At 68.6% G+C, this 17883-nt stretch carries 16 protein-coding genes; 13 read left to right on the top strand and 3 right to left on the bottom strand.

Features of this window, described 5'->3' with window-relative positions; all coding sequences use genetic code 11:
- Positions 1 to 39: 39 nt before the first annotated feature.
- Genes ACFLIM_RS03425 through ACFLIM_RS03435 form a run of 3 tightly spaced genes read left to right on the top strand, consistent with a single transcriptional unit; the run spans position 40 to position 2998 of the window.
- Positions 40 to 1299 carry an extracellular solute-binding protein gene (locus ACFLIM_RS03425; protein WP_393161775.1) on the top strand — a complete coding sequence of 420 codons (1260 nt, stop codon included), beginning with the start codon at positions 40 to 42 and terminating at the stop codon, positions 1297 to 1299.
- A complete protein-coding gene (locus ACFLIM_RS03430; protein ID WP_393161777.1) occupies positions 1299 to 2183 on the top strand; it encodes a carbohydrate ABC transporter permease in 885 nt (294 codons plus the stop codon). The genes ACFLIM_RS03425 and ACFLIM_RS03430 overlap by 1 nt, the downstream gene beginning before the upstream one ends.
- Positions 2180 to 2998 carry a carbohydrate ABC transporter permease gene (locus ACFLIM_RS03435; protein ID WP_393161779.1) on the top strand — a complete coding sequence of 273 codons (819 nt, stop codon included), beginning with the start codon at positions 2180 to 2182 and terminating at the stop codon, positions 2996 to 2998. Before ACFLIM_RS03430 ends, ACFLIM_RS03435 begins: the two co-directional genes overlap by 4 nt.
- A 31-nt stretch (positions 2999 to 3029) precedes the next feature.
- Here ACFLIM_RS03435 and ACFLIM_RS03440 read toward each other — a convergent pair whose 3' ends face one another.
- Complete coding sequence (locus ACFLIM_RS03440) at positions 3030 to 3974, bottom strand: N-acetylglucosamine kinase (protein WP_393161781.1); 945 nt, start codon at positions 3972 to 3974, stop codon at positions 3030 to 3032.
- A 79-nt stretch (positions 3975 to 4053) separates the two neighbouring features.
- Between ACFLIM_RS03440 and ACFLIM_RS03445 the strand changes: the two genes are divergently transcribed.
- Genes ACFLIM_RS03445 through ACFLIM_RS03470 form a run of 6 tightly spaced genes read left to right on the top strand, consistent with a single transcriptional unit; the run spans position 4054 to position 9801 of the window.
- The gene (locus ACFLIM_RS03445) at positions 4054 to 4923 is read left to right on the top strand and encodes a MurR/RpiR family transcriptional regulator (protein ID WP_393161783.1); all 870 of its coding nucleotides are present in this window, start codon (positions 4054 to 4056) and stop codon (positions 4921 to 4923) included.
- On the top strand, positions 4924 to 5658 hold the full coding sequence (locus ACFLIM_RS03450) for a sugar isomerase domain-containing protein (RefSeq protein WP_393161785.1): 735 nt from the start codon (positions 4924 to 4926) through the stop codon (positions 5656 to 5658).
- Positions 5659 to 5677: 19 nt separating this feature from the next.
- On the top strand, positions 5678 to 7090 hold the full coding sequence (ngcE, locus tag ACFLIM_RS03455) for an N-acetylglucosamine/diacetylchitobiose ABC transporter substrate-binding protein (protein ID WP_393161787.1): 1413 nt from the start codon (positions 5678 to 5680) through the stop codon (positions 7088 to 7090).
- Entirely contained in the window at positions 7090 to 8001 is a 912-nt protein-coding gene (locus tag ACFLIM_RS03460; protein ID WP_393161789.1) for a carbohydrate ABC transporter permease, read from the top strand. The genes ngcE and ACFLIM_RS03460 overlap by 1 nt, the downstream gene beginning before the upstream one ends.
- Positions 8001 to 8918 carry a carbohydrate ABC transporter permease gene (locus ACFLIM_RS03465; RefSeq protein WP_393161790.1) on the top strand — a complete coding sequence of 306 codons (918 nt, stop codon included), beginning with the start codon at positions 8001 to 8003 and terminating at the stop codon, positions 8916 to 8918. Before ACFLIM_RS03460 ends, ACFLIM_RS03465 begins: the two co-directional genes overlap by 1 nt.
- A gap of 37 nt (positions 8919 to 8955) precedes the next feature.
- Positions 8956 to 9801 (top strand): phosphotransferase family protein, encoded by an 846-nt coding sequence (locus ACFLIM_RS03470; RefSeq protein WP_393161792.1) that lies wholly within the window; start codon positions 8956 to 8958, stop codon positions 9799 to 9801.
- Here ACFLIM_RS03470 and ACFLIM_RS03475 read toward each other — a convergent pair.
- Complete coding sequence (locus tag ACFLIM_RS03475; protein ID WP_393161794.1) at positions 9798 to 10703, bottom strand: LLM class flavin-dependent oxidoreductase; 906 nt, start codon at positions 10701 to 10703, stop codon at positions 9798 to 9800. The genes ACFLIM_RS03470 and ACFLIM_RS03475 overlap by 4 nt on opposite strands.
- Before the next feature lie 122 nt (positions 10704 to 10825).
- On the opposite strand from ACFLIM_RS03475, the gene ACFLIM_RS03480 reads away from it, so the two are divergent.
- The 3 genes from ACFLIM_RS03480 (at position 10826) to ACFLIM_RS03490 (ending at position 16167) form a co-directional block, all read left to right on the top strand.
- Entirely contained in the window at positions 10826 to 11380 is a 555-nt protein-coding gene (locus ACFLIM_RS03480) for a GNAT family N-acetyltransferase (RefSeq protein WP_393161796.1), read from the top strand.
- Positions 11381 to 11542: 162 nt separating this feature from the next.
- Complete coding sequence (locus tag ACFLIM_RS03485) at positions 11543 to 11866, top strand: CU044_2847 family protein (RefSeq protein WP_393161798.1); 324 nt, start codon at positions 11543 to 11545, stop codon at positions 11864 to 11866.
- Positions 11867 to 11937: 71 nt separating this feature from the next.
- Positions 11938 to 16167: an nSTAND1 domain-containing NTPase gene (locus ACFLIM_RS03490; protein WP_393161800.1), complete on the top strand. Its 4230-nt coding sequence runs from the start codon at positions 11938 to 11940 to the stop codon at positions 16165 to 16167.
- Positions 16168 to 16190: 23 nt separating this feature from the next.
- On the opposite strand, the gene ACFLIM_RS03495 is transcribed toward ACFLIM_RS03490, so the two are convergent.
- The gene (locus ACFLIM_RS03495) at positions 16191 to 16583 is read right to left on the bottom strand and encodes a VOC family protein (protein ID WP_393161802.1); all 393 of its coding nucleotides are present in this window, start codon (positions 16581 to 16583) and stop codon (positions 16191 to 16193) included.
- A 138-nt stretch (positions 16584 to 16721) separates the two neighbouring features.
- Between ACFLIM_RS03495 and ACFLIM_RS03500 the strand changes: the two genes are divergently transcribed.
- Entirely contained in the window at positions 16722 to 17789 is a 1068-nt protein-coding gene (locus tag ACFLIM_RS03500) for a glycerophosphodiester phosphodiesterase family protein (protein ID WP_393161804.1), read from the top strand.
- Positions 17790 to 17883 lie beyond the last annotated feature (94 nt).

The following is a 17883-nucleotide window of genomic DNA, read 5'->3' on the forward strand; positions in this document are numbered from 1 at the left end:
CCCTCGCGGGCGCAGGCACCCCCCATCAGAAGGAACGCCATGAAGAACCGCATCCTTGCCCTGGTGGCCGTGTTCGCGATCGGCGCGTGCGGCACAGGCGGCGAGCCGGCGCCCGGGGCGCAGGCGAGCGGCGCCCCCGCGAAGCTGACCGTCTGGATCATGGACGGCAGCGTCACGCAGGACCTGCTGAAGAAGTTCGAGACCGAGTACGAGGCCGCGCACAAAGGCGTGGACCTCGACCTCCAGATCCAGGCGTGGGACGGCATCGGCGAACGCGTCACCGCCGCCCTGGCCAGCACCGACGCCCCCGACGTGATCGAGGTGGGCAACACGCAGGTCGCCCAGTACGCGGCCAGCGGCGGCGTGACGGACCTGACCGCCAAGATCGCCGACCTCAAGGGCGAGGACTGGCTGCCCGGCCTGGCCCAGCCGGGGAACATCGACGGCAAGCAGTACGGAATCCCCTGGTACGCCGCCAACCGCGTGGTCGTCTACAACAAGGACCTGTTCGCCCAGGCGGGCATCAAGGAGCCGCCGAAAACCCGGGACGAATGGCTAAATATCACGAAAAATCTCAATAAAGGTGGTAATCAGGGCATCTACCTGACCGGCCAGACCTGGTACGCCCTCGCCGGCTTCGTCTGGGACGAGGGCGGCGACCTGGCGGTCCAGGAGGGCGGCAAGTGGAAGGGGGCCCTCGACACCCCGCAGGCCCTGGCCGGCATGGACTTCTACCAGCGACTCCAGGCCCTCGGCAAGGGCCCCAAGGACGCCGACGAGGCGAACCCGCCCCAGCACGAGGTCTTCGCGCAGGGCAAGGTCGCGCAGATCATCGCCGTCCCCGGCGTCGCCGCCCGCGTCCTGGAGGTGGACGCCAAGCTGAAGGACAAGCTGGGCTTCTTCCCCATCCCGGGTAAGACGGCCGACAAACCGGGCACCGTCTTCACCGGCGGCTCCGACTTGATCGTCCCGGCCGCCTCGAAGCGCCAGGAGGAGGCGTACGAGCTTGTCAAGGCTCTGGCAGGCGAGCAGTTCCAGACCGAGCTGGCCAAGACGATGAGCTTCGTGCCGAACCGTACCTCGCTGGCCGGCGTGTTGTCGGGCGACGAGGGCACCGCCGCGATGGCCACCGGCGCCGCCAACGGCCGGGCCACCCCGAACACCCCCAACTGGGCCGCCGTCGAGGCCACCTCGGTGATCAAGCAGTACATGACCGCCGTGCTCACCGGCGGAAACCCCGCGGCGGAGGCGAAGAAGGTGTCCGAGTCGATCACCACGACCCTGAACAGCGGATCCTGATGCGGGCTGGGAACCGCTCGTACTGGCCCTACCTGCTCATCGCGCCCACGGTGGCAGGCGGGGCCTTCCTCCTGCTCTATCCGCTGCTCAAGGCGGCGGTGATCTCGTTCCAGCACTTCCGCATGGGCGAGCTGATCAGGGGCGGCGCGACCCTCGTCGGCCTGGACAACTACGCCGAGCTCCTGTCCGGCGCGGAGTTCTGGCAGGTGCTGCTGCGCACGCTCGGCTGGACCGCGATCAACGTGGTGCTCATCGTGGTCCTGTCCACCGGCGTCGCCCTCATGCTCGTACGCCTGCGCCGCGGCCTGCGCCTGGCCCTCATGAGCGCCCTGGCCCTGGCCTGGGCCACCCCCATCATCGCGGCGACCACGGTGTTCCAGTGGTTGTTCCAGTCGGAGCTGGGGGTGGTCAACTGGCTGCTGGTGGCGCTCGGGTTCGACTCCTTCCAGGGTTACGCCTGGTTCGCGAACGGGACGGCCACGTTCGCCGTACTCGTGGTCCTGGTCGTGTGGCAGTCGGTGCCGTTCGCCGCGCTCACCCTCTACGCGGGGCTGACCACGATCCCGGGCGAGCTGTACGAGTCGGCCAGGATCGACGGCGGTACCGGCTGGCAGGTGTTCTGGAAGGTCACCGTGCCGATGCTCAGGCAGCTCTTCGCGCTGGTCGCCTCGCTGGAGGTGATCTGGGTGGCCAAGTGCTTCCCGCAGATCTGGGTACTCAGCCAGGGTGGTCCCGACGGCGCCACGACCACCCTGCCGGTCTACGCGTTCAAGATCGCCCGCGTGCTGCACCGCTACGACCTGGGCTCGGCGGTCGCCATGCTCACGGTCGTCATCCTCGCCGTCGCCCTGGTCAGCAACCTGCGTCGAATGGTGCGCTCATGAAGAGGCTCGCGCTCAACGCTTCGGCGGTCGTCGTGCTGGTGGTCACGATCTTTCCGGTCTACTGGATGTTCCTGACGGCGTTCAAGCCGACCAGGGACATCCAGGCCGACACGCCGACGTTCTGGCCGGCCGACCCGACCCTCGACCATTTCGTCACCGCGATCAACGCGCCGGGGTTCTGGACCTACTGGCGCAACAGCCTGCTGGTCACGGTGGCCGCGGTGCTGATCGCGCTGGTGGTGGCGCTACTGGCGGCGTTCGCGGTGACCAGGATGCGATGGCGGGGGAGAGGCGTGTTCGTGGTGGCGGTGTTCGCGGCGCAGATGGCGCCGTGGGAGGCGCTGCTGGTGCCGGTGTTCATCATCGCCAGGGACAGCGAGCTGCTGGACTCGCTGGCCATGCTGACCGGCGTGTACTTCATGATCACGTTGCCGTTCACGATCGTGACGCTGCGCGGGTTCCTGGCCGCGATCCCGCTGGAGCTGGAGGAGGCGGCGCAGGTGGACGGGTGCAGCCGGATGGTGGCGTTCCGGCGGGTGGTGTTCCCGCTGCTGGCGCCCGGACTGATGGCGACCTCGCTGTTCGGGTTCATCACGGCGTGGAACGAGTTCGCGTTCGTCAACGTGCTGATCATCAAGGACCAGTCCCGCAGGACGCTGCCGGTGTGGTTGTCGTCGTTCAGGGACGTGTTCGGCACCGACTGGGGCGCCACGATGGCCGCCGCCAGCCTGTTCGCGCTGCCCGCCCTGCTGCTCTTCCTGTTCCTGCAGCGCCGCGTCGGAACGGGCTTGACGGCGGGCGCGGTCAAGGGCTGACGGCGGGGAACGCGACCACGGGGCCGCGCACTTAAGCACCGGCGGTGAAGGCGGCGTGCAGGGCCTTCCTGCCGGGTTCCGGCAGCAGGTCGCGAGCCGCCAGCCAGGCCGCCGCGCCCGCCGCGTCGCCCGCTGTCGTCACGGTCTCGCCCGCCAGCAACCGGGTCACGGCTTCCCGCACCGGCCCGGGGCTGGTCAGCACGCTCCCGGCGAGCACCACAGGCCCGGACACGTGCACCCGCCTGAGCGTGGCGACCAGGTGATCGGCGGCCTCCCGCACGATCTTGACCGCCATCGGGTCGCCCGCCGCCGCGGCCCGGCTGACCAGCGAGGACAGCGCGGCCAGCCGCATATGGTCGGCCTGCGCCAGCCGCACGATGCGATCGGCGACGTCGCGCGGCGTGGCGGGCCGCTCGCCGCCGAGGAAGTGCTCCACCACGAGCGCGACCAGCGTGCCTTCTGCGGGGCCCCGGTCGAAGGCGTCGACCACCGCCTTGGCGGCCTCGCGCCCGATCCAGAAGCCGGAACCGGCGTCACCGAGCAGCCATCCCAGCCCGTCGGCGATCACATCCAGGTCGAAGCCCACGATCCTGGCCGCCACCGCCCCCGTACCGGACAGCAGCAGCGCCCCGTCGGGCTCCGGCGACCCCGCCGCATAGGCGATCGCCACATCCCCCATGAACCTCGGCGCACCCGGAATCCCATGATCCGCCCAGACCTTCGCCAGCTCGGCCCGCATCTCCTCGACGTGCCCCGCGACCCCGGCCAGCGAGGCGACCACCCGCCCCCCGTCATGCCCCCCGAGCGCCTCCCCGAGCGCGGCGTCGATCGCCGCCACGGCCTTGGCCAGCCCGTGAGCGGTCGGATTGCCCGCCCCGGCCGTCGCGTAGCCGACGCGGGTGCCGTCGAGCGCGTGCACGGCCACCCGCGTGGAGGTGGCCCCGGCATCGACACCGACCACAAGCGATTGAGTCACGGAACGAGTCTGGGGGTTGACGGGACCGTGAAGCAAGAATAATTTTCGCCAGAAGACCGAGTATTCGGAAGGAATATTCGTGACTTCAGGAGCCCTTGGGCGAGTCGAAACAGAACTACCCGGTTTGCCGGAGGCGTTGCGCAGAGTCGGCGAGGTGATTCTCGGCGATCCGGCGGAGGCCGCGCGGTCGACCATCATCGCGCTGGCCGAGCGGGCGGGCAGCTCGCCCGCCACCGTGACCAGGTTCTGCCGGGCGTTCGGCTTCTCCGGGTACGCCGAGCTGCGCGTCGCGCTCGCCACCGAGACCGGCAGGGCGGCGCAGGCGGGCTGGGGCGCGGGCGTCGGCCACGAGATCGGCCCCGACGACCCGCTGGACGCGGCCATCGAGGTGATGGCCGCCGCCGACACCAGGCTCATCCAGGACACCGCCGCGCAACTCGACCTCGACGTGGTCGCGAGGGTGGCCGACGCGATCGTGGCGGCCCCGCGTGTGCTGCTCGTAGGGGTCTCTACCAGCGGTAACGTGGCTACTATGCTGGAAGGCCGGTTGCGGCGGATCGGCATCCCGGGCTGGAGCGCGGGCGACGCGCACGTGGCCCTGTCGGAGGCGGCGCTGCTCGGCAAGGGCGACGTGGCCATCGGCATCAGCCACCGGGGCCGCACCCGCGAGGTCATGGAGTCGCTGGCGGAGGCGGGCAGCCACGGCGCGCTGACGGTCGCGGTCACCTCCTTCGCCCGTTCCCCGCTGGCCGAGCTGGCGGATCTGGTGCTGACCACCGCCAGCAGGGAGACCACGTTCCGGCTCGGCGGGCTGGCCGCCGTCCATTCGCAGCTGTTCGTGCTGGACGCCGTCTACGTGGCGGTCGCCCAGCGGACCTACGAACGCACCAACGAGGCGTTCGAGCGCACGATCAGCGCCGTGGAGAGCCATCGGGTGGAGAGAGGCTGAATGACATTCGCATCCAAGGTCCTCGACCTGGCACATCAGGTCGCGGAAAGCCAGGCAGAGCCGGTACGCGCGGCGGCCGCGCTGCTCGTGGCCTCGATCCGGGCGGGCGGCGTGGTCAACGCGTTCGGCTCGGGGCATTCCGAGGCCATCGCCATGGAGATCGCCGGACGGGCCGGCGGCCTCGTCCCCAGCAACCGCCTCACCCCCAAGGACCTGGTGCTGTACGGCGGGCAGCCGGCCAGTGTGCTGACCCCGGAGCTGGAGCGGGATCCGGCCGTCGCGCACCAGATCTACGAGCTGGCCCCGGTCGCGCCCCAGGACGTGTTCGTGCTGATCTCCAGCTCGGGCGTGAACGGCACGGTCGTGGAGCTGGCCACGATCGTCAAGGAACGCGGCCATCCGCTGATCGCGCTGACCTCGGTCAAGCACAGCATGCGGATGACCTCGCGCCACCCGTCGGGCGGCAAGCTGCTCGACCTGGCCGACGTCGTACTCGACAACGGCGCGCCGTACGGGGACGCCATCCTCGACCTGCCCGGCGGCGGCAGTTACGGCGCGGTTTCCACGATCACCTCCGCGCTGCTGGCGCAGATGGTGGTCACCGAGGCGGTGCAGGAGCTCGTGGCCATGGGCGAGACGCCACCCATCTACCTGTCGGTCAACGTGACCGGCGGCGACGAGCACAACAAGGCCCTGGAGAGCCGCTACGCAGGACGCATCCGACGCGGATCATGAAGAGTCAGGAGTAGTCACAATGCCCGACACCCCCCATATCAGCAGGCGAGAGCTCCTTCGCGGCGCCGCACTCGTGCCCGTGGCAGGGGCGCTGGCCGCGTGTGCCACGCCCGCCGCCCCACCCGCGGCCACGTCGTCGTCGGCGCCGGTCGCGACCAGCGCGGCGAACCCGTTCGGCGTGGCTGGCAACAAGCCGCTGGAGGTCTGGATCTTCGACGGCGGCTTCGGCCAGGACTACGCCAAGAACATCCACCAGCCGCTGTTCAAGACCAAGCACCCCGGCGTCGAGATCAAGCACAACGCGACCAAGGAGATCACGAAGATCCTCCAGCCGCGCTTCGCCGGAGGCAACCCCCCGGATGTGATCGACAACTCCGGGGCCAACGCCATGGACTTCGGCGCGCTCGCCCAGGACAACCAGCTCCAGGACCTCACCCCGCTGCTCGACGCGCCGAGCTGGGACGACCCGAACACCAAGGTCAGGGACACCATCGACCAGGCGGTCATCGACCTCGGCACCTACGACGGCACGTTCAGCGTGCTCGGCTATGTGAACTACATCTTCGGCATCTGGTATTCGCAGAAGGCCTTCCGCGACAACGGCTGGGAGGCGCCCAAGACCTGGGACGAGTTCCTCAAGCTCTGCGAAACGATCAAAAAGTCCGGCAAGATGGCACCTTTCACCTATGCCGGGAAGTTCCCGCAATATCTCTATGAGCCGCTGCTCACGATGGCCGCGAAGATCGGCGGCAACGAGGTGCTCGTCAACATCGACAACCTCGAGGACGGCGCCTGGACCAGCGAGGCGATGAAGACCTCGGCCACGGCCTGGGCCGAGATCGGCGCCAAATACCTCATGGAGGGCACCGCCGGCCTCGACCACGTGCAGACGCAGACGGCCCAGAACAAGTACAAGGTCGCCATGCTGCCCTCCGGCTCCTGGCTGGAGAACGAGCAGAAGACCACGACCCCGGCCGACTTCGAGTACGCCATGTTCCCGATCCCCGACATCACCGGCTCGGACAAGCTGCCCTACGGCACCCTGCACAGCCAGCCGAGCGAGAACTTCATCGTCCCCTCCAAGAGCCCCAACCCGCAGGGCGGCATGGAGTACCTGCGGGCCATGTTGTCGAAGAAGGCGGCCGGCGACTTCAGCGAGATGGTGAAGACGGTCTCGGTCGTCAAGGGCGCCGGCGAGGGCCGGCAACTCTCCCCTGGCGCCGCGAGCGCGACCAAGTCGTTCGCCGACGCGGGCGCGAACGTCGTCTACTACCGCTGGCAGACGTGGTACGCCCAGCTCAAGGACGAGGCCATCGCCGCCACCGGCGAGCTCATGTCCGGCCGCCTGACCCCGGACAAGTACCTCGAACGCCTGCAGAAGAAGGCCGACGAGCTCAAGAACGACTCCTCGATCAAGAAGTACCAGCGCTGATGATGTTCAACAGGTATCGCCGCGGGCTGTTCATCACCTCGTTCCTGGCAGCCCCGGTGATCCTCTATGTCGTCTACGTGATCTCGCCGTACCTCCAGGCGTTCTACATCGCGATGACGGACTGGCGCGGCGTGACGGCCACGCCCACGTTCATCGGCCTGGACAACTTCCAGCGCCTCTTCGGCGACGGGATCTTCTGGAAGGCGGTCACGCACAACGGCGCGCTGCTCGTGCTGTTGCCGCTGATCACGATCGTCATCGCACTGTTCTTCGCTTTCCTGCTGAACGTGGGCGGCGCGCAGGGCGTGACGGGGATCCGCGGGTCGCGGTTCTACCGGGTGGTCTTCTTCTTCCCGCAGGTCCTGGCCGTCGCGGTGGTGGCGGTGTTGTTCCAGCAGGTGTTCCGGCCGGACGGCAGCGGCATGCTGAATGGCCCCATGATGGCGCTCGGGATCCAACCGGTAGGGTTCCTGTCCGATCCTGACGTGGCGTTCTGGTCAGTGCTGGGCGTCATGGTGTGGCAGGCGGTCGGCTTCTACGTGGTGCTGTTCTCGGCCGGGCTGGCCTCCATCCCGAAGGACATGTTCGAGGCGGCGCAGATCGACGGGGCAGGGCGGACGAGTCTCTTCTTCCGGATCACGCTGCCGCTGCTCTGGGACACCGTGCAGGTGGCCTGGGTCTACCTGGGCATCCTGGCGCTCGACGTGTTCGCGATCGTGTGGGTCATGACCGACCAGCACGGCGGCCCGGACTGGTCGACCACGGTCATGGCCGCCGAGATCTACCGCAACGCCTTCCAGTACTCCCGCTTCGGGTACGCCTCGGCGCTGGGCGTGGTGATGTTCTTCTTCACCGTCGGCTTCGCGATCCTCTCGCTGCGCCTGTCGCGGCGCGAACGAATCGAGTACTGATGACTACGATGATCTCGTGGACGGCGGCGAACTCGCGGAAGATCGCCCGCGAGGAGCGCCGGCGGCGGCTCGGCCCGCTCGGGGTGCTGACGCACCTCGCGCTGCTGATCTGGACGCTGCTGGTGATGGTGCCGATCCTGTGGACGTTCCTGGCCTCGGTGAAGAGCGAGGACGAGATCTTCGGTGACGCCTGGTCCCTGCCTGCCTCGCTGCGCTGGGACAACTTCGCCAGGGCCTGGGAACAGGCGCACATCGGCCAGTACATGCTCAACAGCGTCATCGTCGTGGCATTCAGTACGTTCGGCACGATGCTCATCGGGTCGATGGCGGCGTACGTGCTGGCTCGTTACCCGTTCCGCGGCAACCGGGCGGTGTACCTGCTGTTCGTCTCCGGGCTGGCGTTCCCGGTGTATCTGGCCCTGACGCCGCTGTTCTTCGTGGTCCAGAACATGGGGAACGTGCCGGTCATCGGGCCGTTCATCGGGCTGAACACGCATGCCGGGCTGGTGCTGGTCTATATCGCGTACTCGATGCCGTTCACGGTCTTCTTCCTGTCGGCCTTCTTCCGTACGCTGCCGACGGCGGTGGGGGAGGCGGCGATGGTGGACGGGGCCTCGCACACGCGGGTCTTCTTCCAGATCATGCTCCCGATGGCCAAGCCGGGCATCATCAGCATCACCATCTTCAACATCCTGGGCCAGTGGAACCAGTACCAGCTGCCGCTGGTCCTGCTGCAGGAACGGGACAAATGGGTGCTGACCCAGGGCATCGCCGACATCTCCACCGCCGCCGGATACGACCAGGACTGGTCGGCCCTCTTCGCCGCCCTGACCCTGGCCATCCTCCCCATGCTGATCGTCTACACGGTCTTCCAGCGCCAGATCCAGTCCGGCCTGACCTCGGGAGCCCTGAAATAACTCGCACACCCGACATGCCGGGCTTAATGTACGGATTGTGACTGGCGACATCCGCACGTTGCTGGCCCGCCACCTTCCCGACTATCGGGTGCGCTCCATCCGCCGGCTCGGCCACGGCCTCGACAACCTGGTCTACGAGGTCAACGACGAGCTGCTGGTACGACGGAGCAAGGCGGCCGACCCCGAGACGAACCGGCAGGAGGTAGCCCTCCTGGCGGCCGTCAGAGAGCTGTCCCCGCTGCCGGTCCCGGAAGTGGTCTTCGCCGACGACGAGTCCGGCGTGATCGCGTACCGCAAACTCCCCGGCGAGCCCCTCGACCAGCACCCGGTGAGCGTCCCCGAGCGCCTGGCGGAGCCACTGGGCGGCCTCCTGAGCGCGTTACACGGACTCGCGCCGTCGGAGCTGCGGGACCTGGCGCCCCTGGACGTCTACCCGGCGCCGACCCTCCTGCAGGACGCCGAACTCGACTACCGGGACGTGCAGGGCCACGTACCGGAGTCCCAACGCCCCCTGGTGGAGCGCTTCCTGCGCGAGACCCCGCCGGACGAGCCCCGCTCGCTGCGGTTCTGCCACAACGACCTGGGCGCGGAACACATCCTGGTGGACACGGCCACCAACTCGATCACCGGCATCATCGATTGGACGGACGCCGCCATAACGGACCCGGCCCACGACTTCGCCCTGATCTACCGCGACCTCGGCCCGGAAGTCTTCGCCCTGACACTGTCGCACTACGACCTCACGCTGGACGACCAGGACCGGGCCAGAGTGCTCTTCTACGCCCGCTGCGCCCTGATCGAGGACCTCGCCTACGGCCTGAGCACGGGGCCTCGCCACTACGCCGACGCCGCGCTGACCCATCTCCCCTGGACATTCGCCTAACGCAGCAGGCTCCGGACCTCCGCCAGCAAATCGACCTGAGCTCGCCAGTCACCACCCGAGATCCCGATGATCGCGTGCCGCGCCCCGGCGTCGCGATAGCCGGCCAATCTCTCGGCGGCCTCCTTGGGCTGCCCCGTGAGCGGGATCTCCCTGACCTCCTCCAGCGGACGCCCATAACCGCCGCTGATGCCGGATGCGATTTCTTCCCGCGACGGGATACCGGGCCCGCTCCCCAGGGCGCCGGCGCCCCCGATGGCGATGACCGGAGCGGGCCGGCCGTGCGCGGCGGCCAGCTCGGCCAGCCGCGCCCCGCCCTCGGCGACCTCGCGGGGCGAGATCAGGGACGGGAACCAGCCGTCCCCCAGCCGGGCGGCCCGCCGGATCGCCGCGGCGGAGGCGTTGCCTACCCACACCGGCGGCATCGCCACGGCCGGCGCCAGCTCGACCACGGGCTCCCCGGGCTCGTCACGCAGCCGGGTCGCCTCGCCCGCCAGCAGCCGGGGGAGCAACTCCAGGGCGGTGTCGGTACGCCCACCGCGCTCGCCGTACGGAACCCCCGCCGCGGCCCACTGCTCGGGCCCGCCTCCCGAACCGACCCCGAGGACGAGGCGGTCGCCGGACACGTACTGGAGGGTCGCGATCTGTTTGGCGGCCCAGGCGACGGGCCGGATCGCGGGAACGAACACGCTGGCGCCGATCCTGATCCTGGCGGTGGCCGCGGCGGCGGTGGCCAACGCGATCGAGGCGTCCAGGGTCGGTCCGCCGACGGCCAGATGGTCGCCGTGCCACACGCCGTCCAGCCCGGCGTCCTCGGCGTGCCGGGCGGCCTCCCGCAGATCGAAGCCGTCCCGACGCTGTACGGCGATCCCGGGCAGGATGACGCCGATCTCGAAGCTTTCCATGGCCCCTACGGTGCAACCTCAAGTCAGGTTGATGTCAACGAGAGTCCCGACGTCATGCCATCCCCCGACTCGCCGCGAAAACCGTTCGCGACGAGCAGCGGCGGCATGCTTTGCTGCCGGACATGACATCGGCATGGGTCGGCGAGCGTGTGCGCCTGCGCGCCAAAGAGCCCGAGGACTGGGAGGCGTTCTTCGCCTTCGAGGAGGACTCCGACGCGGTCAGGAACGGCTGGCGGCTGCACCCGCCCCGTTCGGCCGCCCAGGCGAAGAAGCAGGCGACCGAGCAGGCCGAGGAGGAGTCCGACCTCGACGAGATCAATCTGGTGATCGCCACCAGGGACGGCAACGCCCCCGTCGGCTCGATCAACACCCACCAGATCGACCGCGTCCACGGCACCTTCGCCTACGGGATCGGCATCGGCACGCCGCACCACCGCAAGGGCTATGCCAGCGACGCCATCGTGATCCTGCTGCGTTACATGTTCTTCGAGCGCCGCTTCCAGAAGGCCGAGGCGTGGGTCTACAGCTCAAACGAGCCGTCGCTGGCCCTGCACCGGCGGCTGGGCTTCGTGGAGGAAGGCCGCCGGCGCAGGAGCCGCTACGCCGCGGGACGCTACGACGACGAGTTCCTGTTCGGCATGACGGTCGAGGAGTTTCGCGAGCGTCACGACGCCTGAGCGCCTCATCGAGGTGGACACGAGTCCCTGCGCATCACGGGAAAGCACGGCAAGTCGACGCGCGCCGGATCGACGTCGTGGTCACATGGCCCTGGACGAGTTGAGGAGTCAGGACGGCACCGCGGGTGCCGCGGCTCCTCCGGTCAGACGGGAGTGGGCTCGATGCGTGTGGTGGAACTGCCGGTCGGCGAGGAAGGCCACGTCGTCAAGGTGGAGATTCAGGACAGGGACGGCGATGCCCCGGTCCGCGTCGGCCGGGCCGGGCGGGCGGTCGCCCGAGCGTCCCGGTCGTTCGGCGAGATGCTCGACACCATTCGACCGGTGGCCGAGAAGTTCGTCGCCAGTTTCGGAGAGCTGCCGCAGGCACCGGATGAGATCACCGTGGAGTTCGGCGTCACATTCTCCGCTGAGGCGGACGTGGTGATCGCCAGCACCGCCACGGACGCCAACTTCGCCGTGACTTTGTCATGGAAAGGCAAAGCGTGAAGGCCGGTCCCTGGCCATACTCTCCGTGAGGAGCCGGACGTGAGATGTGACGGGCGAAAGGTCATGGAGTCGTGGCGGGACGCAACGGGGACGATGTGCTCAACCGCGCCACCCTGCGTGTCCGCGGTTCCGGTCGGAACGCTCCGGTCGCCGGCGCGGCCTTTCTGATCGCGCCCGACCTCGCCATCACGTGCGCGCATGTGGTCTCCGGCGCGCTGCGCCTGCCACCGGAGGAATCGCCCTCACCGGATGCCCGGATCACTCTGGAGTTGCCGTTCACCGGGCCAGGGGCGGCGCCGGTCGCGAGCACCCGTGTCGAGCACTGGATCCCCGCGGCCGACGACGACAGCGGAGACATCGCCGTGCTGCGGCTGGACGCCGGGATGCCCGGCGCCCGGGCGCTCCACATGGTGGAGGCGGATGACCTCTGGGACCACAAGGTGCGCGTGCCGGGCTTTCCCGAAGGGCTGGCGGATGGGGTCTGGCATGCTGGACGGTTGCGCGGGCGTACGGCGCAAGGATGGGTGCAGTGCTCTCTGGACGGCCCGTCGGACGTCCCCCTCACCGGAGGCTTCAGCGGGGGCCCGGTGTGGGACGAGGCACTCGGCGGTGTGGTCGGCATGGTGGTGGCCGCTCAGCCTGGGGGGACGCGGCAGGGCTTTGTCATTCCCACGCGCACGTTGACAGAGGCTGTGCCGTCACTGACGGATGCGATAGGTCCTGGATCGCCGTTCCGGGGGCTGTCCGCCTTCTCCGAGGACGATGCGGAGGTCTTTTTCGGACGGGAGACCGAGGCCGAGGAGGTCGCTGCTCTTGTCCGCAGGCAACCGCAGGTCACGCTGGTCGGACCGTCGGGGTGCGGTAAGTCCTCGCTGGCCCTGGCGGGTGTGGTGCCGCTATTGCGGCGGGCCGCGTACGAGGTCGTCGTTGTCCGGCCGTCCACCGGACGTTCCCTGTTGTCCGCACTCGGCGCCGGATTGTCCGCACTCCTGCATCCCGGTCTGACGGGTGCGGAGGCGCTGTCGAAGGCCCGAGAGGTGCGGAAGGCGCTGAAACAGGAGGGACTGGGCGAGATCGCGCCGTTGGTCCTGCGCGGCTCCCAGGCGAAGCGGTTGCTCATCGTCGTCGACCAGGCCGAGGAGCTGCTCGTCTGCCCGCCAGAGGAGGGGCAGGACGCCGCGGAAGTGCTGTTCCCCGCCCGGCCGCCGGATGACATGCGCGTACTGCTCACCTTGCGGGCCGATTTCCTGGGGGCGGGGCTGTCCCATCCCGCGCTGGGGAGCGCACTGGGCCGCGCCGTCTACGCGCTCACGCCAATGCGCCGCGAGCAGTTGAAGGAGGTCATCGAGCGACCGCTCGAAGGGATTCCGGCGGTGGACTACGCCCCGATGCTCGTTGAGACGATACTGGACGACGCCGGGAAGGAGCCGGGCGCGCTCCCACTGCTGGGCTTCGTGCTGGAGAAGCTGTGGCAGGAGCGGTCGCATGGGCAGATCTCCTTCGAGGCCTACGGGGGGCTCGACGGCGTAGGCGGGGCGCTGGCCAAAGAGGCCGAGGGCATCTGGCAGGACTGCGTTCCGAAATCGGACGCGGCCGTAGGGCAGGCACTGCTGACCCAGCTCGTGCGGGTGTCGCCAGGCAGTGAGGCGGCGGCCCTGCGGCGGGTGGTGCCACGCGCGGATGTGGCGGAGGATCAGTGGCGGATCGCCCGGGCGCTCGCGGACCGGCGCCTGCTCGTGGTGGGCAGCAACGAGGACGAGGGCGAGACCGTGGAGCTGGCCCACGAGGCGCTGATCGTCGGCTGGCCACGACTTGCCGAGCAGGTGACGGCGGACCGCAGGTTCCTGGAATGGCGTGCCGTGTTGCACGAAGACGTCGAGCGCTGGGAGCAGGCCGGCCAGACCGTGGAGTGGCTGCCCAGATCGGGCGCACTGGCGGAGGCCGAAGGGTGGCTGACCAAGCGACGGGCGGACCTGAACGCGGCGGAGCTCGGCTATTTGGACCGGTGGCGCCGGCACGAACGCTCCAGGTCGTTCTGGAAACGTGCCGGGTGGGCGGGCGCGGTGGCGGTGCTGATGGCGCTGGCCGTCCTGACGACCATGCTGATCAGTGAGGGACAGGTCAGCGAAGATCGGGCGGCTGAGGCGCGGTCGAGAGCGCTGGCGCGAACAGCGGCCGATTTGGCCAGACGAGATCCCCGGCTTTCGGCGATGCTGGCGATCGAGGCGTTTCGTTCGTCGCCGACCTGGGATGCACGTAACCAGTTGCTCCAGCGGTACGTCGAGCATCGGGACACGAAGGCGATCGCGTCGGGGGCGTTGGGCTTGTTGGCCGGAGTGGACGCGAGCGCCGATGGACGGGTGGTGCTCGGCACCACGGATTCGGGTACGGCGACGCTCTACGTCCGTTCGGCGAACGGCGACTACCGGCTCCAGCACCTGCCCTACAGAGGGTTCGCCAGTCAGCCCGCCGTGTCGCCCGACGGCACCCTTGTCGCGTATGCCGTCGAGGACGGCAGCATGGTCTGGCACAGCGTCGATCCGGGTAATGGCTGGCCTCTGGACGACGGGCACACGCTCTCGCGGCAGAACCGCGAGAAACCTGAAGGCTTCCCCGCTCGGGGGGCCGACATCGTACGGTCCGGTGACGACGGGTGGATCGCGACCACCGGGCCGGGCACGGTGGTGTTTCAGTCCCTCGGCGTGACGGCTCCCGAACAGGCGTGGACGCTCGACTTCGCCGCGGAGTCGATACGTTTCGGCCCTGACGAGAGAACCCTCGTCGCGCTCAGGGACGGTGCGGTATGGGTGCTCACGAGCGTGGGCCGGCCGTTGTGGCGGAAGGTGAACCTCAAGCGGCTCGGCAAGGCGGACGGCCTCCGTGTCTCGGGCGACGGCGCGAGCGCGGTGGTCTGCACGAATTCGACCGAAAAAAACCGTCAAAGCGCCACGTACACGGCGCTGCGACTGCCCGACGGGACACAGCAGGGGCGGTATCGAAGTGCGATGCCGTGCCGAGACTTCGCTGTGGACGACTCCGGGCGATACGGCATGATACTGGGACAAACTGGCTGGGAACTGGTCGACCTGCGGCAGGGTTCGCGCCTGTCCTCGACCTGGATCGAGGCGCAGGAGGATCCGAGCCCGCTCGCCCTGGTCGACGTGCCGGACTCCCCGGCGTTGCTGACCATGACACGCGACACCGTGGTGCTCACCTCGCTGAGAAACCGGGAGGAACGGTTCGGCGAGCCGGCGTTGCTGTGCAACGGGTGCAGGATGGTCGCTCAGGCCGAGGGCGGCAAGAAGCTCCGGGTGAGCGAAACGGGCGGGGGGCAGCGGACGATCGCCGAGGTGGACCGTTCCACGACCGCGCCCGGCCTGGACGTCTACGGCGAGCCCGCAGTGAGCGAGGACGAGCGTTATGTCGCCGATCCGGTGGCCGCCAACAAGGTGGTCGTGCGTGCCCTCCCCTCGCTCCGTACCGTCACCCAGGTCACCACGGCCATGCCGCCACGCGACAGCGCGGGGGACACGGAGCCACTGAGCTACTTCTTCCTCGAGAACGGCGAACTGTTCACGCGTGCGGGGAGACGGTTGGAGCGCTGGGATGTCAAGACGGGACGGCGCAAGAGCGGTTTCGACTTGACGGGACCCGGTTCCACCATCGGGCAAATAAAACCCAGCCCCTGGAACTCCGGCCAGCTCCTGGTGGCCGTGAGGGGGCGGGACTACATCCATACCGTCGACCTGGTGACCGGGAAGGAGGTCAGCGGGCGGCGGATGCAGATGGGGCCGGGCACCATTGAGGGATTCACCTTCGACTCCAGTGGCAGGTACCTGCTGGTGTTCCGTAGCGGCGCACTGCCGGAGGTATGGCTCAGCCATCCGCTGAAGAAGCTGCTCGGCCCGCTGCGATCGGTTTCGGAGAACGGTCTCGGCGCCACCAATCGGACGTTCTCCACGTTCGTCAACCAGCAGCACAAGCTGTTCCTGATCAGCGACAAGGAGATCCACATCTACGGGCTGGGCGTCGCCGAAGACGGTGACGGGCCCGATGGGGTGACGTACGAGGGCACCTATACGTTCACCCTGGTTCAGGAGTTCCTAGGCGTCTCCGCGGACGGCAGGACGCTGCTCCGACTGAGGGCCGGGGACGAGACGGAAGGATACGTCTCCGATGTGTTGCCGCTGGACGTGACGGCGTGGGAACGGCGAGTGTGCGAGGTGCTGGGGCGCGACCTGACCGACGATGACCGCAAGCAGGTGTCCGTCGAATTGCCCACCCGGATCTGCCCCGGATGAGGCCCTCACCCGCTGGCGGTCGATCAGGCCGGACCGAGCAGGTCCCAGCGGTTCCCCGCGATGTCGAGGAACACAGCGACCCGTCCGTACGGCTCCGCACGTGGTGAGGTCACGAACTCGACGCCGGCGGCCACCATTCGTTCGCAGGCGGCATCGAAGTCGTCCACCCGCAGAAAGAACCCCACCCGGCCGGCGACCTGGTCCCCGACGATCGTGGCCTGCCGCTCACCGTCGGCACGGGCAAGCAGGATGCCCGTTTCGGCTCCCTGCGGCCTGACCACGACCCACCGTTTCGGACGACCGTCGTTCGTCAGCGACGGTGAGTCCTCGACCAGATCGAAGCCGAGAACGTCGACGAAGAACGTGATGGCCGGGTCGTAGTCGTCCACGACGAGCGTGACAAGGTCAATTCGCACGCTCTGAGCTTAGTGATCGTAGGGCGATGAGCTGCGCGTTCCGCGAACGTTCACGACCCCATCACGCCATGGCCACAGCGGGGGTCAGGCCACGACCTAGCGTCGTGGGGCCCAGATAGACCTAAGGAACGGACCCCCATGCACCTTCGCCATGTCCTGGTGAGCCTGGCCTTCGTGCCCGCGCTCGCGGCGCCGGCAGCCGCCTACGCGTCAACGGCCGATCACCCCGGCGTGCTACCCCAGAAAACCCACTTCGACCTGCAAGCCCACCGCGGCGGCCTCGGCCTGACGACCGAGGAGTCGCTGGAGGGGTTCGGCAAGGCCATGCGCCTCGGGGTCAGCACCCTGGAGCTGGACGCGCACGTCACCAAGGATGAGAAGGTCGTCGTCAACCACGACCGCCAGATCAGCGCTCAGAAGTGCAAGGACACCGCACCGCTCACGCCGGGCGACCCGGTGTACCCGTACGTCGGCAAGTTCATCAAAGACCTGACCTTGGCCCAGATCAAGACGATGGACTGCGGGTATCAGCAGCTTCCTGGTTTCCCCGAGCAGGAGCAGATCAAGGGCTTCCGGATGGTCGAGCTCAAGGACGTCCTGAACCTGGTCAAGAGCTACCATGCCAAGCAGGTCAAGCTCAACATCGAGACCAAGGTCGAGGCCGGCGCGCCGCAGCAGACCGCGCCGCGCGAGCTGTTCGTCCGCCGGGTCTTCGAGGAGATCCACGCCTCGGGGATCGAGGACCAGGTCACCATCCAGTCCTTCGACTGGGGCGCACTGAAGGAAATGCACCGGCTTGCGCCGAGGTGGCCGCTGGTGGCACTGACCAACTACGACTTCCTCCAGGTCGGCCAGCCCGGCGCCTCTCCGTGGCTGGGTGGCATTGACGCTGACGACTATGACGGCGACTTCGTGAAGGCGGCCGCCGCCATCCCCGGCGTCACGGCCCTGTCTCCCAACTACGGCTTCCCGCAGAGTGGGAAGATCGGTGACCCGGGCTTCCGCTTCTACCCGGACAAGACGATGGTGTCGGAGGCGCACGCCCGTGGCCTGAAGGTCATCCCGTGGACCTGCGACGATCCCGCCACCATAGAGGCCCTCATGGACATGGGCATCGACGGCATCATCACGGACTACCCCAACCGCGTCCGGCAGATCATGGCCGACCGTGGCATGCGACTGCCCAAGGCGTACGACCCGCGCTGAACCACGCCCTGACCGGCCTGGCCACCGGCTCCAACGAGCCGTCGCCGACCCTGCACCGGCGGCCAGGCTTCGTCGCGGAAGGCCGCCGGCGCAG

The organism is Nonomuraea marmarensis (assembly GCF_043197025.1).
Taxonomy (GTDB): Bacteria; Actinomycetota; Actinomycetes; order Streptosporangiales; family Streptosporangiaceae; genus Nonomuraea; species Nonomuraea marmarensis.